This window comes from Burkholderia sp. 22088 (assembly GCF_052045915.1).
Taxonomy (GTDB): domain Bacteria; phylum Pseudomonadota; class Gammaproteobacteria; order Burkholderiales; family Burkholderiaceae; genus Burkholderia; species Burkholderia cepacia.
Genome location: NZ_JBQEPY010000007.1, coordinates 1 through 13778, shown reverse-complemented (window position 1 = coordinate 13778; position 13778 = coordinate 1). Strand labels below are relative to the sequence as shown.

General features: G+C 65.7%; 13 protein-coding genes. 5 read left to right on the top strand and 8 right to left on the bottom strand.

The genetic code is table 11. From position 1 onward, the window contains the following. Positions 1-19: 19 nt before the first annotated feature. Positions 20-637 carry a TetR/AcrR family transcriptional regulator gene (locus ACTJLD_RS14880; protein ID WP_021156923.1) on the bottom strand — a complete coding sequence of 206 codons (618 nt, stop codon included), beginning with the start codon at positions 635-637 and terminating at the stop codon, positions 20-22. Between the two features lie 96 nt (positions 638-733). Here ACTJLD_RS14880 and ACTJLD_RS14875 point away from each other — a divergent pair, with 96 nt between their 5' ends. The 5 genes from ACTJLD_RS14875 to ACTJLD_RS14855 all read left to right on the top strand — a co-directional run bounded on the left by ACTJLD_RS14875 (position 734) and on the right by ACTJLD_RS14855 (position 6809). Continuing rightward, entirely contained in the window at positions 734-2200 is a 1467-nt protein-coding gene (locus ACTJLD_RS14875) for an efflux transporter outer membrane subunit (RefSeq protein ID WP_059699641.1), read from the top strand. 236 nt (positions 2201-2436) lie between these two features. Beyond that, the gene (locus ACTJLD_RS14870) at positions 2437-3369 is read left to right on the top strand and encodes a helix-turn-helix domain-containing protein (RefSeq protein ID WP_124547165.1); all 933 of its coding nucleotides are present in this window, start codon (positions 2437-2439) and stop codon (positions 3367-3369) included. A gap of 356 nt (positions 3370-3725) precedes the next feature. Next, positions 3726-5195: a catalase gene (locus ACTJLD_RS14865; RefSeq protein ID WP_027792655.1), complete on the top strand. Its 1470-nt coding sequence runs from the start codon at positions 3726-3728 to the stop codon at positions 5193-5195. 66 nt (positions 5196-5261) lie between these two features. Beyond that, positions 5262-5903: an HD domain-containing protein gene (locus tag ACTJLD_RS14860; protein ID WP_021156918.1), complete on the top strand. Its 642-nt coding sequence runs from the start codon at positions 5262-5264 to the stop codon at positions 5901-5903. A 159-nt stretch (positions 5904-6062) separates the two neighbouring features. After that, positions 6063-6809: an SDR family NAD(P)-dependent oxidoreductase gene (locus ACTJLD_RS14855; RefSeq protein WP_021156917.1), complete on the top strand. Its 747-nt coding sequence runs from the start codon at positions 6063-6065 to the stop codon at positions 6807-6809. A gap of 161 nt (positions 6810-6970) precedes the next feature. On the opposite strand, the gene hutC is transcribed toward ACTJLD_RS14855, so the two are convergent. From hutC to ACTJLD_RS14820, 7 genes are all read right to left on the bottom strand, one after another. Beyond that, complete coding sequence (gene hutC, locus ACTJLD_RS14850) at positions 6971-7726, bottom strand: histidine utilization repressor (RefSeq protein ID WP_176115141.1); 756 nt, start codon at positions 7724-7726, stop codon at positions 6971-6973. 63 nt (positions 7727-7789) lie between these two features. After that, positions 7790-9283, bottom strand: coding sequence for an HAL/PAL/TAL family ammonia-lyase (locus ACTJLD_RS14845; protein ID WP_440659159.1), 1494 nt, complete (start codon positions 9281-9283; stop codon positions 7790-7792). A gap of 7 nt (positions 9284-9290) precedes the next feature. Beyond that, the gene (locus ACTJLD_RS14840) at positions 9291-10082 is read right to left on the bottom strand and encodes an ABC transporter ATP-binding protein (RefSeq protein WP_021158296.1); all 792 of its coding nucleotides are present in this window, start codon (positions 10080-10082) and stop codon (positions 9291-9293) included. Between the two features lie 27 nt (positions 10083-10109). Then, positions 10110-10856 (bottom strand): ABC transporter permease, encoded by a 747-nt coding sequence (locus ACTJLD_RS14835; RefSeq protein ID WP_027792650.1) that lies wholly within the window; start codon positions 10854-10856, stop codon positions 10110-10112. 12 nt (positions 10857-10868) lie between these two features. Beyond that, on the bottom strand, positions 10869-11591 hold the full coding sequence (locus ACTJLD_RS14830; RefSeq protein WP_440659156.1) for an ABC transporter permease: 723 nt from the start codon (positions 11589-11591) through the stop codon (positions 10869-10871). Between the two features lie 92 nt (positions 11592-11683). Then, positions 11684-12574, bottom strand: coding sequence for a transporter substrate-binding domain-containing protein (locus tag ACTJLD_RS14825; RefSeq protein WP_217445044.1), 891 nt, complete (start codon positions 12572-12574; stop codon positions 11684-11686). Between the two features lie 859 nt (positions 12575-13433). After that, on the bottom strand, positions 13434-13778 hold a 345-nt coding region (locus tag ACTJLD_RS14820; RefSeq protein WP_440659155.1), incomplete at its 5' end, for a DoxX family protein.

Below are 13778 nucleotides of genomic sequence, written 5' to 3'. Positions count from 1 at the left end.
TCAACAGTCACAACAAGATTCATGGAGCGAGACTTCTGAGTACCAGGTTCGCAAGTTGGGTCGTCGCCTCTTCCGCGCCCTCGAGGTTGTACTGGAGCAGCAGCGGATTGAAATAGGGCTTCATCACCAGGAAGATCGCGTTCACCGCCTCGTCCTGCGGGGTCTTGCGTTCGAATTCGCCGGTTTCGCGCCCGAGCCGCAGGATCTCGGCGACGAGTTGCCGGATCTGGTCCTCATAACCCTGGACCGATGGCCAGGGTGATGCGGCCGACACGGCGGCGATGTCGTAAAGCTTGCGATCCTGGAAGAAGAGCTCGCTTCCGGATGAAAGCAAGGTCTTGAACATACGGCGAAATTTTTCCGTCGCACTGTGTACGCCGTCGATGTTTTCCCTGACGGCGGTGATCATCGCGGCGAGGCGATTCGCGCAGATGACCTGACCGATCGCCTGTTTGGAATCGAAGAATTTGTAGATATAGGCTTTTGAAAACCCGATTTCCTTCGCAAGGTCGGAAACGGTGGTCTTTTCGTAGCCGTAGCGGCTGAAGTATTCCGTTGCGGCGTCGACGATCTGGGCGCGAACTTCGTGGTCCGAGGGGCCGCGGGACGGGGAGGCGGAGGGAGTCGGTTTGTTCATGTCTCAAGCTTAGCCCCTCACTCGCGAGTTGACAACGTGTGACCATATTGTATATTGGTCACAACATCCGCTCACCGTTGCGCTCCCGAAATGATCATGCCCCTGCACCGTTCACTTGTTCTCCTGACCAGCGTCGCCGCCCTCTCGGCGTGCGCCGTGGGTCCCGACTACCACCGCCCGGATGCGCCGCTGGCGCAGCACTACATGACCCAGCCGCCCGCCGGCACGGCAAAGGCTCCGGTTGCCGATCTGTCCGCGTGGTGGGAAAGCTTCAACGACCCGCTGCTCACGCGTTACGTATCGCTGGCGCTGGCGCAGAACCTGGACCTGGCCCAGGCCGTTGCGCAAATTACTCAGGCGCGTGCGCGCCTCGGCACGGCCAACGCGGCGCTTCTTCCGTCGGCCTCGGTTTCCGCGTCGGCCGCACGCGCCTATCAGTCCGTCGACACGCCGCTGGGACAATTGCTCAATGCCACGCCGGGTTACTCGCGCTGGGGCACCGAGTACGAAACCAACCTGGAGGCCGGTTGGGAGATCGACATCTTTGGCGGTCTGCGCCGTCAGCGTGAAGCCGCGCTCGCCGATTACTCGGCGACGCAGGCGGCGGCGGTCGCCACTCGCCTTGCCGTCGCGGCCCAGACCGCGGACATTTACGTCACGATCCGGGGGCTCCAGGCCCGTCTGGACATCGCGACCCGGCAGGTGCAGACGCAGCAGGCGCTGCTCTCGGACGTGAAACTCCTGTATTCGAAAGGCGCGGCGGCCGACTATCAGGTTCAGCAGGCGCAGGGTGCGCTCGACCAGGTTCAGGCCGGCGTGCCCGTCCTGCTCGCGGCGCTCGATGCAGCGTCGAACGCCCTCGACGTGATGCTCGGCTCCCCTCCCGGCACGCACCGCGCGGAGCTGAGCCCGCCGTCCCTGATCCCCGTTGCGCCGTCGCTCGCGGAAATGGGCACGCCGGCCGATCTGCTGCAAAGACGTCCCGACCTGATCGCCGCCGAACGTCACCTCGCTGCGGCCAATGCGCGCATTGGCGCCGCGATCGGCGAGTACTACCCGACGGTCTCGCTGAACGCCTTCCTCGGCAGCGCGACCTCCGCCGCCACCGGTACGTTGTTCTCGGGCGGCGCCAACCAGGCGGCCGGCCTCGTCGGGCTGCGCTGGCGCCTGTTCGATTTCGTGCGCATCGGTGCCGATGTCGAAGCGGCGAAAGGCGCCGACGCGCAAGCGCTCGCGGCCTATCGGCAGGCCGTACTCCGCGCGTCCGAGGACGTCGAAAACTCGCTCTCGTCATTGGTGAACCGACAGGCGCAGGCGGCCACGCTGTCGCATGCCGAGTCGTCGTTTTCCCGCGCCAAGGATGCGTCGATGACCGCGTACCGCAGCGGTGCGGCGAGTTTCATCGACGTATTGCACGCCAACGAGACGCTGCTCCAGGCCGCCGACGCCCGTGCGCAAGCACAAACGGAATCCGCGCGTGCGGCGATCTCGACGTTCAAGGCACTCGGCGGCGGCTGGGATCCGGCATCGCACGTCGGGCAGACGTCGCTGACTTCACGCTGACGAAGCCGCCCAGCATTGGCGCGCGCAACGAAACCCGCGCACTTTCCGGGTTCGCGCGAGTGCGTACCGCGCCATTGCAGTGCGCGTCGCGCCCGCAATCGGACAGCGTCTCGCGCGTCACAACACCCATTGCGCGGCCGTCATCGAATTGCGCTAAATTGGGCCAGATTTCGTTTGAACACGCCGTCGGGTAAAGGCACACCACGCCCGAACGGGCGCACTTCAGGGCGCGATGAATGAACGACAAGGATCCTGTCGATTTCGGGCAACCCGTTGCAGACGACACGCTTGCCAGACGGTTTCTCCTGCGAGATGCGCCCACCGTACGGGCCGGCGTTTTCTCCCACGGGCAACCGATCTCGTTCACCCGGTTGATCAACCCGCGGCCCCAACCGGGGCGCTCGCTCACGCCGCAACCGGAGGAAGCCTTCGTCTTCCAGATGCCGCTGATACTCGGCCCCGATCCCGGCCTCCGTTATTCAAGCGGCAACCTCGATGCTTCCGCATCGAGCAGCCCCGGCAGCTGTTATCTGCTCGACCTGCGCGCGAGCCCGACGCGCCGTCTCGACATGCCGTTCGATACCATGCGGCTCTATCTGGCCCAGGGTGCGATCGAGGAGTTCACCGATCAAAAGCGGCGCCGGCGCATAGGAGGACTCGTGCAGCCGCATCTCGGCGCCAGCGACCCGGTGCTGTTCAGTCTGTCGCATACGCTGCAGACAGTCCTGCAGCAGCCCGACCTGACGAGCGCGTTGTTCATCGATTACCTCGCGCTGGCGTTTTGCGAACACGTCGTCACACGCTATGGCCGAGCCGATCCGGTGCTCCGGCCACGCCGCTCCGGACTCGCTCCTTGGCAGATGCGGCGCATCGAGGATTATTTCGCGTCCCACCTGCACGACAATCCGTCGATCGCCGATCTCGCACGCGAGTGCAATCTCTCCACCAGCTACTTCGGCGAAGCCTTCAAGCAGACCACCGGCAGCACGCCTCATCAGTGGCTGCTCAAGCGCCGTATCGAGCGCGCGAAATCGCTGTTGCGGGCAACCGATGCAAGCCTGGCCAGCATCGCATCGGACTGCGGATTTTTCGACCAGAGTCATTTTTCGCGCGTGTTCTCGCGTCTCGAGGGATGCGGGCCGAAAGACTGGGCGCAGCGGAACCGATAGCACCGGACAGGTGCAAACGTCACGGGCGGCGCATGTGTGTCAGCTCGATCCGCCGCCTCCTGATCCGAATTCAGCCACTGCCCCCCGGTATGCGACGGTCGCCCGCGAATCGTCCAACGAATCGTTGTTTTATACAAGATCGCGCGGTCACCCCGCAGGTACGCTTCTCTCACATCGACTCGTCGATGCCTCCGTGGCTCGTCACTCGGTGAACGGGTGGCCATCGCGGTCCGGCCGTTTCATTTCGGCGCACCTGCCGAGATAGCACGTTGATTTGCCCGTCAAGCCTCGCGCGGCCGCCTGCCCGAAACGGCATGGCGCTGCGCCGGTCCGCCCAACCCTCCTGGAGTCGACGCATGAAGAATCGCGATACGTCTACGCGTCTTGATCACGCAACGGGTGCACCCGTTGCCGACAATCTGAACATCGAAACGGCCGGCCCGCGCGGTCCCGCGCTGCTGCAGGATATCTGGCTGATCGAGAAACTCGCGCACTTCGACCGCGAGGTCATTCCCGAACGACGCATGCACGCCAAAGGATCGGGCGCGCACGGCGTATTCACGGTGACGCACGACATCACGCGCTACACCAAGGCGAAACTCTTTTCGGAAATCGGCAAGGCAACGCCGGTATTCATGCGCTTTTCGACCGTCGCCGGCGAGCGCGGCGCCGCGGATGCCGAGCGCGACATCCGCGGCTTCGCGGTGAAGTTCTATACGGAAGAAGGGAACTGGGACATCGTGGGCAACAACACGCCCGTGTTCTTTTTCCGTGACCCGCTGCGTTTTCCCGATCTCAACCACGCGATCAAGCGCGACCCGCGCACGGGACTGCGCAGCGCAAACAGCAACTGGGACTTCTGGACGCTCCTGCCGGAAGCGCTTCACCAGGTCACGATCGTCATGAGCGACAGGGGCATACCGCGCAGCTATCGGCACATGCATGGATTCGGCAGCCATACGTTCAGCCTCGTCGATGCCGACAATCGGCGGACGTGGGTGAAATTCCACTTCCGTACGCAGCAAGGCATCGCGAATCTGACCGACGGCGAAGCCGAACAGCTCGTGGGCAAGGATCGCGAAACGCATGGCCGCGACCTTTACGAAAGCATCGAACGCGGCGACTTCCCGCGCTGGACCCTCTTCATTCAGGTGATGAACGACGACGAGGCCAGGGCACTGCCGTTCAACCCGTTCGACCTGACCAAGGTCTGGCCGAAAAGCGATTTCCCGTTGATCGAGGCAGGCGTGCTCGAATTGAACCGCAACCCGGGCAACTACTTCGCCGAGGTCGAGCAGGCGGCGTTTTCGCCCGCGAACGTCGTGCCCGGCATCGGCTTTTCGCCGGACAAGATGCTGCAGGCGCGGCTGTTCTCTTATGGCGACACGCAACGTTATCGGCTGGGCGTGAACTTCAATCACATTCCCGTCAATGCGCCGAAGTGCCCCTTCCACAGCTACCACCGCGATGGCGCCATGCGCACCGACGACAACCTCGGCGGCACACCGTCCTACTACCCGAACAGTTCCGGCGAGTGGGAAGTACGGCCCGACCTTCACGAGCCGCCGCTGCGGATCGAAGGCGACGCCGCACATTGGGACCACCGCGTGGACGTCGATCACTTCGCGCAGCCCGGGAATCTGTTTCGCCTGATGAGTCAGGCGCAACAACACTTGCTGTTCGACAACACCGCTCGCCAGATGGCCTCCGTCCACGCGCATATCCAGGAGCGCCACATCCTCAATTGCGCGAAGGCCGACCCCGAGTACGGCGCGGGCGTTCGCGAGGCGCTGGCAAGAATCGGGGCAACGACTGCCACGAAGTAGCCGGCCAATCGCGTGCGGCGTCCGCCACGACGCCAGCGTCCGCTCACATTTCGATGGAGAACCGTCATGTCGCAGGTCATTCAGGATGTCGCCGTGCCCGACAGTCAGCTTGCGCGGGAAATCACCGAGTTCGTGCGCGACACGTCCACCCCGCTGCTCTTTCATCATTCGAGCCGCGTCTATTTGTTCGGCGCCCTGGAGGGCGCGCGCCGCGGCCTGAAATTCGATCCGGAACTGTTGTACGCGGGCGCCATGTTCCATGACATCGGCCTCACCGGCGCGTACAGCAGCGCCACCGAGCGCTTCGAAGTCGACGGAGCCAATGCGGCCCGCGAGTTTCTCTCGGGCCGGGGCATCACCGCGGCCGACATCGATCTCGTCTGGACGGCCATTGCGCTGCATACCACGCCCGGCATTCCGCGCCATATGCACCCGGTTGTCGCACTGGTGACCGCCGGGGTCGAGATGGATGTGCTCGGACTTTCGTACCACGCGTTCTCGCACGAGGAACGCGAAGCCGTCACGCGTGCGCATCCGCGCCCGCCGCACTTCAAGGAAGAGATCATTCAGGCGTTCTACAACGGCATCAAGCACAAACCGGAGACCACGTTCGGCAACGTGAAAGCCGACGTGATCGCCGACAAGGAGCCTCATTTTCATCGGGGGAACTTCTGTTCCGTCATCCGCAATTCGGCATGGCCGGGTTGACGATGCCGTGTCTCGCGCATCGATGCCCGGCCAGTCGCGCCGCGCCAACCGATCGCGACCGCATGCAGGTCCGCATAGGCAGAAAACACCGGCGATCGCATCGTGCGAGACGGCAGGCCGGTGTCCATCAACGGAATCATTCACACTGAGGTGAACATCATGGGCAAGCTTGCAGGGAAAGTGGCCGTTGTAACCGGTGCGTCGAAGGGTATCGGCGCCGCCATCGCCAAGGCGCTCGCGGCAGAGGGCGCGTCGGTCGTCGTGAACTACGCAAGCAGCAAGGCCGGCGCGGACGACGTCGTGTCCGCCATCACCACGGCCGGTGGGAAAGCCGTTGCCGTGGGCGGCGACGTGTCGAAGGCGGCCGACGCGAAAGGCATCGTCGATGCGGCGATCGAAACGTACGGCCGCCTCGACATCCTCGTCAACAACTCGGGCGTCTACGAGTTCGCGCCGATCGAAGCATTCACGGAAGCGCAATACCGCAGGCAGTTCGACATCAACGTGCTCGGGGTCCTGCTCACGACACAGGCCGCCGTCCAGCACCTCAGCGAAGGCGCCAGCATCATCAATGTCAGCTCGGTCGTCTCGACGCTCACACCGGCGACGACCGCCGTCTACAGCGGCACGAAAGGCGCGGTGGATTCCATCACTGGCGCGCTCGCACGTGAACTCGGGCCACGAGGAATTCGCGTGAACACGATCAATCCGGGCGTGATCGTGACCGAAGGCGCGCAAAGCGCCGGGGTGATCGGATCGGAGTTCGAGCATTCGGCGGTCAGCCAGACGCCGCTCGGGCGCGTGGGCAGACCGGACGACGTCGCATCGATTGCGGTTTTCCTCGCTTCCGACGACGCAAAGTGGCTGACGGGCGAGCACATCGTCGCCAGTGGCGGCATGCGCTGACGCAGGTTCGCGAAACCGCGGGCGTACCGTCGGCCTCGACATCGACAAACAGAAAGGTGACGGTCGTTCCGGATCGCCCGCGGTTCAGCGGGTTGCCGCGTGAGTCTGCCAACGATACGGTTTGGTAACCGGCACACTTTCCGGCCAACCCCGGTCGCCCCCTACACCCTCCCCGCCAAATGAAACCGCGAAGCCGGATGCCACAACCGCACCGACGTCGCAACCTGTTCACCGACCCAGGTCCGCCGCCGGAGCAACAAGCACGGCTCGCCGATTTCCATCACCAGATGCCGGCGCACCTGCGCATCGGGCTTCTGCGCATAGATCCGGAACTCCGCACGCTGGATCGGCGCGAGCCGCACCATATAGTGATTCGGCGTCTCGACCGTGAAGTCCTGCTCCAGATACGCGGGAAACAGCGCCGGGTTCACGTAGCGATCCTCGAACTGGATCGGCTCGTCGTCCTCGTAATGCACGATACGCGAATGGAACACCGGCCCCGAGCGCAGCCCGAGCGCTTCGATCGCCTCCGTATCGTCGCTGTTTTCGAGCAGCAGCACGCGCCCGCTGTGCCGATGGCCGCGCTCCGCGATCTCGTCCGCGATGTTGCGGATTTCCAGCACCGTCGATTCGTAATGCCGCCGTTCGACGAACGTGCCCGCGCCCTGGATGCGGGTCAGCACGCGCTCGGCGGTCAGCTCGCGCAGCGCACGCGACACCGTCATCCGCGCGACGCCGAACTCCTTGACCAGTTCGGCTTCGGTCGGAATCGCCCCGCCGGGTTTCCAGTCGCCTTTCGCGATCCGCTCGACGACGTAGCGCTTGATCTGCTGGTAGGCCGGCAGCGCGCGCGCCGGCACGTCGTCGCCCGACGCGACCGCCAGCCCGGCGGAAAGGTGTCGTTCCGTATGGTTCATGCGCCCTCGCCCGAATGATTATTAGATGTCCAGATAACCCGCCACCGCCCCCGTCACCCGACGTCACAGCACCGGCGGCGGCATCCCCGCGACGATGCCGGTCGCGATCGCGATGTCGTCCGCGAGCGGCCGGTCGTCCTGGTACGCGGGCACGCGTTCGCGCACGTGGCGCCACAACGTATCGGTGGGCGCGGCCCGCGCCGCGCCGTTCGCCTGCAGATCGTACGCCTGTGCGGCCGCCAGCATCTCGATCGCGAGCACGCGCGTCGTGTTCTCGATGATGTCGAGCGCCTTCAGCGCCGCCGGCGTTGCATGGCACAGGTGATCTTCCTGCAGCCCCGACGTGATGCCGCCGTCGAGGCTCGCGGGCGCCGCGAGCCGCTGGTTCTGCGCGACGAGGGCGACTGCCGTGTACTGCGCGATCATGAAGCCGGAGCATGTGCCGCCCGGCGTCGCGAGAAACGCCGGCAGCCCGCTGACGAGCGGATTGACGAGACGGTCGAGACGCCGTTCGGCGATCGCCGCGACCTGGGCCATCGCGGCCGCGAGGCTGTCCATCGCGAGCGCAATGCCGGCGCCGACCGCATGCGCTTGCGAATGGACGGCCGGTTCGGCGCGCGTGCCGGCGACGATCGGGTTGTCGGTGACGGACGCCAGTTCGCGATCGACCACTTCCGCCGTCACGGCGAACACGTCGCGTGCCGCGCCGTGCACATGCGGAATCGTGCGCAGGCTGAGCGGATCCTGCGTATGCCGGCCGCTCGCCGCGCCGAGCATCCCGCTGTCGGCGAGCAGCGCGCGCAGCCGCGCGCCGACCTGCCCGATGCCGGGCGAAACGCGTAGCGCGAGCGATGCCGGATCGAAGGATGCCAGCTGTCCGCCGAGGTTCTCGAAGCTCATCGCCGCGACCCAGTCGGCCCAGTCGAGCAGCCGCTCCGCGCGGGCGAGCGCGAGCGCGGCCAGCCCCGTCACGCACGGCGTGCCGTTGACGAGGCTCAGCCCCTCCTTCGCACCGAGCACCAGCGGCTCGCGGCCGATGCGGCGCAACGCTTCGTCGCCGCGCATCCGCTCGCCGCGATGGCGCGCATGGCCGTGACCGATGCAGACGAGCGCGACGTGCGCCATATGCGTCAGATACCCGACCGACCCGTGCGCCGGCACCTCCGGCAGGCAATCGTGTTCGAGCAGTGCGACGAGCTGGTCGACGACGTCGGCGCGTACGCCGGAATGCCCGTGCGCGTAATTGTTGATCGCCGCCGCGATGATCGCGCGCGTTTCCGCCGCGCCGAGCGGCGCGCCGACGCCGACCGCGTGGCTCATCAGGATGTTGCGCGACAGCGTGCTCTGCTGCGCCGGCGATACGATCACGTTGCACAGCGCGCCGACGCCGGTGTTGACGCCGTACGCGCGGATGCCGCGCGCGACGATTTCATCGACGAGCTCGCGTGCCGCGGCGACACGCACGCGCGCTTCGTCCGTGAGCGCCAGCGGTTCGCCGGCGGCCACCTCCGCGATCTGCCGCCAGTCGAGCGGCCTTGCCGAACGGAATACGGTCATGATGGCCTCAGTTCGCGGCGCGGTCGTGATGGCTCGACACGAACTGCCGGAAGCGCTCCGAGCACTGGCCGCCGAACAGGTCGCCGGGCGTGCCGTCGGAGTCGACCTCGCCCTGATGCAGGAACATCACGCGGTTCGACACGTGCCGTGCGAAACCCATTTCATGCGTGACGACCAGCATCGTGCGCCCTTCCTCGGCGAGCGAACGCATCACGCGCAGCACCTCGCCGACCAGTTCCGGATCGAGCGCCGACGTCGGTTCGTCGAACAGCATCACCTTCGGATGCATCGCGAGCGCACGGGCGATCGCGACACGCTGCTGCTGGCCGCCCGACAGGTGCGCCGGATAGTAGCCGCGCTTGTCCGCGAGGCCGACGCGCGCGAGGAGCGCCTCGGCTTCCTCGACCGCTTCGGCGCGACTGCGCTTCTGCACGCGCAGCGGACCTTCGACGAGGTTGTCGAGCACCGTCATGTGCGACCACAGGTTGAAGTTCTGGAACACCATCCCGAGCTGCGAGCGGATCCGGTCGACCTGGCGCCGGTCGCCCGGCTGCAGCTTGCCGTCGCGCGCGCGCTTCATCTTCAGCTCCTCGCCGGCGAGCGCGACAGTGCCGTCGTCGGGCGTTTCGAGCAGGTTCAGGCAGCGCAGGAACGTGCTCTTGCCCGAGCCGCTCGCGCCGAGGATCGAGATCACGTCGCCTTCGTGCGCGTCGAGCGAAATGCCCTTCAGCACGTGGTGATCGCCGAACGACTTGTGGATGTTCCTGACCGACAGGGCAACGGGAGCAGCGGTGTTCATCGGATTCTCCTGGAAGGATGGATGCGCTCAGGACGCGACGCGTCGGGCGTCGCGCGCGGCCGCGGCCGGCGCGCCGGTCTGCTTCGGCGCGCGCAGGTGGCCCGACAGCCGCCATTCGAGCGCGCCGAGCACGCGCACGACAATGAAGTTCAGGCCCAGGTAGATGAGGGCCGCGCACACGAACACCTCGGTCGTCCGGTAGGTCTGTTGAATGATCTGCTGCGCGACGCCCGTCACTTCCCACACGGTGACGAGGCTCGCCAGCGCGGTCGACTTGACGAGCAGCACGGCTTCGGTCGAATACGCGGGCAGGCATTGGCGCAGCGCGATCGGGCCGATCACGCGACGCAGCAGCGCGAAGCCCGACAGGCCGATCGAATAACCGGCCTCGATCTGCCCGACCGGCACGGCCATCAAGCCGCCGCGCAGGATTTCGGCCGTATAGCCGGCCGTGCACAGCGCGAGGGACAGCACCGCGCACACATACGGTTCGCGCAGCAGCGGCCACATGAAGCTCTCGCGGATCACGCCGAACTGGCCGAGCCCGTAGTACACGAGGAACATCTGGATCAGCAGCGGCGAGCCGCGAAACACGAGGATGTACGCACGCGCGAAGCGGTTCGGCAGCCAGTGCGGCGACACGCGCATCGTGACGATGACGAGCGACAGCAGGCCGCCGAGCACGAGCGATGCGAAGAACAGGCCGAGCGTGGTCGGCACGGCCGCGAGCAGCTGGCGCAGCGTGTCGAGGAGAAAGTCGAAATCGATGGACATGCGATCGCTCCGTCAGTTGCGTGCGAAATTGCGGCGGAACGAGCGGCCGACGATCGCTTCCGCCCGGTTGAACACGCGGTTCGACAGGCCCGTCATCACGAGATAGAGCGCCCCGCCCGCGACGAAGAACACGAAATACTGGTGCGTCGAGTTCGCGGCGATCTGGCTGGTGCGCAGCAGCTCGGCGAGCCCGGTGACCGAGATCAGCGCGGAATCCTTGAGGCTCAGTTGCCACACGTTGCCGATGCCGGGCAGCGCGAAACGCAGCACCTGCGGAATCAGGATGCGGCGCAGCACCATGCTTCGCGGCATGCCGATCGAGCGCGCCGCTTCGAGCTCGCCCTTCGACACGGCCAGCACGGCCGCGCGATATACCTCGGCCTGGTACGCGCCCGAGATCATCCCGACCGCCAGCGCGCCGATCACGAACGGCGGCACGCCGATGAAGCCTTCCGCGCCGAACCACTGGCCGACGGTCGTGACGAGCGTCGAGCCGCCGAAATAGAACAGGTAGATCACGAGCAGTTCGGGCACGCCGCGAAACACCGTCGTGTAGAGGTCGCCGAGCACGCGCGCGCTGCGGTGGCGTGACAGTTTCGCGGCTGCGATGCCGGCGCCGATCACGGCGCCGACCGCGAGCGCGGCGAGCGTCAGCGCGATCGTCATCAGCGCCGCGAGCAGCAGGACGCCGCCCCAGCCGTCGGTTCCGAAGCCCAGCATTTCAAGGATGGCCATGCGTGCCTCCCGGCAAGCGTTGAGTGGATCGGCAGGATGCGCGCCGCTGCGCGACCGTCGGGTCGCTCATGCAGCGGCGGCCGCGCGTGTGCTTACGGCGTGACGTCGGTCTTGAACCACTTGTCGGCGAGTTTCTTCACGGTGCCGTCCGCGAGTGCCGCGCCGATCGCCGCGTCAAACTTCGTCTTCAGGTCAGCATCCTGCTTGCGGAACGCGAGGCCCTCGCCCGGCCCCCAGATCGGGCCGCCGAGCTTCGGGCCCGCGAGCACGATCGACGCGTTCTCCTTCTTCCCGGTGTTCGCCGCGTAGTACGTGACGTCGTCGAACGATGCGTCGATGCGACCGGCGACGAGGTCGAGATCGCGCTCGGGCGACGTCTTGTATACGCGGATCGACGCGATGTCCTTGAAGCCGTCGTTGATGAACTTCGTATAGACGGTGCCCGACTGGATGCCGATCGTCTTGCCCTTCAACTGCTTGCGCAGCGCATCGACGGTTGCCTTGTCCGCATTCGCGTCGCCGGTCAGCTTGACGATCGGCGCGCCGGGCGCGGCCTTCGGCAGGATCTTCGTATCGGTGACGGCGAACGTCGCGGGCGTGGCCGCATACGGACGCGAGAACAGCAGGATCTTCTCGCGCTCCGGCGTGATCGAGATCGCATCCATCAGGATGTCGAACTTGCCGGCCTGCAGGCCCGGAATCATCCCGTCCCAGTCCTGCGCGACCATGTTGCACTGGACCTTGATCCGCTCGCACACGTTGGCGAGCAGCTCCGGTTCGAAGCCGCCGAGCTTGCCGCCCGGCAGCGTGAGGTTCCACGGCGCGTAGCCGCCTTCGAGCGCCACCGTCACCGTCTTCCATTCCTTTGCCTGCACCGGCGCGGCGAGGGTTGCCGCAGCCGCCGCGATCGCGCCGATCGTCCTGATTGCCCACTTGATGCGCTTGCCGTTCACGAGATTTCTCCTTGCGTTGAAGTTCGTCATCCCTTCGGTCTGCAAGACGCCTCAGGAATTTGTCTATACAAGCATGCAAGAAGAAAAACGGCCGGACAAGCGTTGATCAAAAAAAACCGCGTAAACGCGGGAAATCCCCTAAATACGGGGCTCTGACGTGCCTCTTCGCGGGGAATTCGGGCACACGTTTGGTGCAGGATGAATGGACAAATCGCCAGGATGACTAGACAAATTTTGAATTCGATCACTCGACACCTGCCACGCGACATGCGGCGGCGGGCAACTCGACCTCGCGCAAATCGGGGCGCTGACCGGAACGCCGGTTCATGCTCGATCGATTGTTTCGGGCGCGGGTTTGGCCGGGATCGATGAACCGTGGCGCCGCTTGCGCTGTCGGTCATCAGGAAGGCAGGCCTGGATCGTGGCCGCTTGCGCAGCCTGCAATGGGATCAGTGCGGCCGATGGGCCGGTGTTCGGGTGGGGGCGTGCCCCGTTGCTGACGTCAGTGCCGGATGCACGACGTTTCCCACATATTGGCAAGTACCGAAATCGCGCGGCACGGCGCGAAGGCGAGCCGGGAAATGGTCTGACCATACGTCGGCGTCACCTGGAAAACGCCCCCGCTTCGACTTGCTGCCACCGTACGTGGCGACGAAGCTGTCGGTGAAACGGTCGAATTTCTCGGGTGGGCGCTGCGTGCACGTGCGCCGTGTCGTCATGCGGCCCGACCGCGAGCGGCGGCGCCGGTATGGCGACGGATTTCGGCCACGCCGCGAACGCCGTGCGTGCGGCGCGGAAACCGCCCGCCCACATCGGCGCCGGGCATGTCGAGCGAACGTGCTTCGTGATCGCCGCTCCTTCCTGCTGCAATCGTCCGGACAGCAGACGATCAGCTTCGTCCGTCCCCTTCCCCGCTTCGCACGTCGCCGAGCATCGTGACGAGGATGAGCGCGGCGATCAGCCCGAGATGCTCGAAGAAGCTGTTGAGCGCCATGAAACGCGCGGCACCCGTCTGGTTCCAGAAGTCGTTCGCCACCGCCATCGCGACGAGCGTCAGCATGCCGAGGCCGCCGGCGCCGAGCCACGTGAAGCGGCGAAACACGATGCACAGCGAACCGCCGATCTCGACGACGACCGCCAGTGCAGCCCACAACGCGGGCGGGTGCAAACCGAAATGCGCCTGCTCCGCGATTGCTGCGTCGAAGTGCATCGCCTTGTTGATCCCGCCGATCAG

Excerpts from the sequence above, each read along its gene's own strand:
- ACTJLD_RS14880 (WP_021156923.1), bottom strand. The coding sequence starts at position 637 with ATGAACAAACCGACTCCCTCCGCCTCCCCGTCCCGCGGCCCCTCGGAC.
- ACTJLD_RS14875 (WP_059699641.1), top strand. The coding sequence starts at position 734 with ATGCCCCTGCACCGTTCACTTGTTCTCCTGACCAGCGTCGCCGCCCTC.
- ACTJLD_RS14870 (WP_124547165.1), top strand. The coding sequence starts at position 2,437 with ATGAACGACAAGGATCCTGTCGATTTCGGGCAACCCGTTGCAGACGAC.
- ACTJLD_RS14865 (WP_027792655.1), top strand. The coding sequence starts at position 3,726 with ATGAAGAATCGCGATACGTCTACGCGTCTTGATCACGCAACGGGTGCA.
- ACTJLD_RS14860 (WP_021156918.1), top strand. The coding sequence starts at position 5,262 with ATGTCGCAGGTCATTCAGGATGTCGCCGTGCCCGACAGTCAGCTTGCG.
- ACTJLD_RS14855 (WP_021156917.1), top strand. The coding sequence starts at position 6,063 with ATGGGCAAGCTTGCAGGGAAAGTGGCCGTTGTAACCGGTGCGTCGAAG.
- hutC (WP_176115141.1), bottom strand. The coding sequence starts at position 7,726 with ATGAACCATACGGAACGACACCTTTCCGCCGGGCTGGCGGTCGCGTCG.
- ACTJLD_RS14845 (WP_440659159.1), bottom strand. The coding sequence starts at position 9,283 with ATGACCGTATTCCGTTCGGCAAGGCCGCTCGACTGGCGGCAGATCGCG.
- ACTJLD_RS14840 (WP_021158296.1), bottom strand. The coding sequence starts at position 10,082 with ATGAACACCGCTGCTCCCGTTGCCCTGTCGGTCAGGAACATCCACAAG.
- ACTJLD_RS14835 (WP_027792650.1), bottom strand. The coding sequence starts at position 10,856 with ATGTCCATCGATTTCGACTTTCTCCTCGACACGCTGCGCCAGCTGCTC.
- ACTJLD_RS14830 (WP_440659156.1), bottom strand. The coding sequence starts at position 11,591 with ATGGCCATCCTTGAAATGCTGGGCTTCGGAACCGACGGCTGGGGCGGC.
- ACTJLD_RS14825 (WP_217445044.1), bottom strand. The coding sequence starts at position 12,574 with ATGACGAACTTCAACGCAAGGAGAAATCTCGTGAACGGCAAGCGCATC.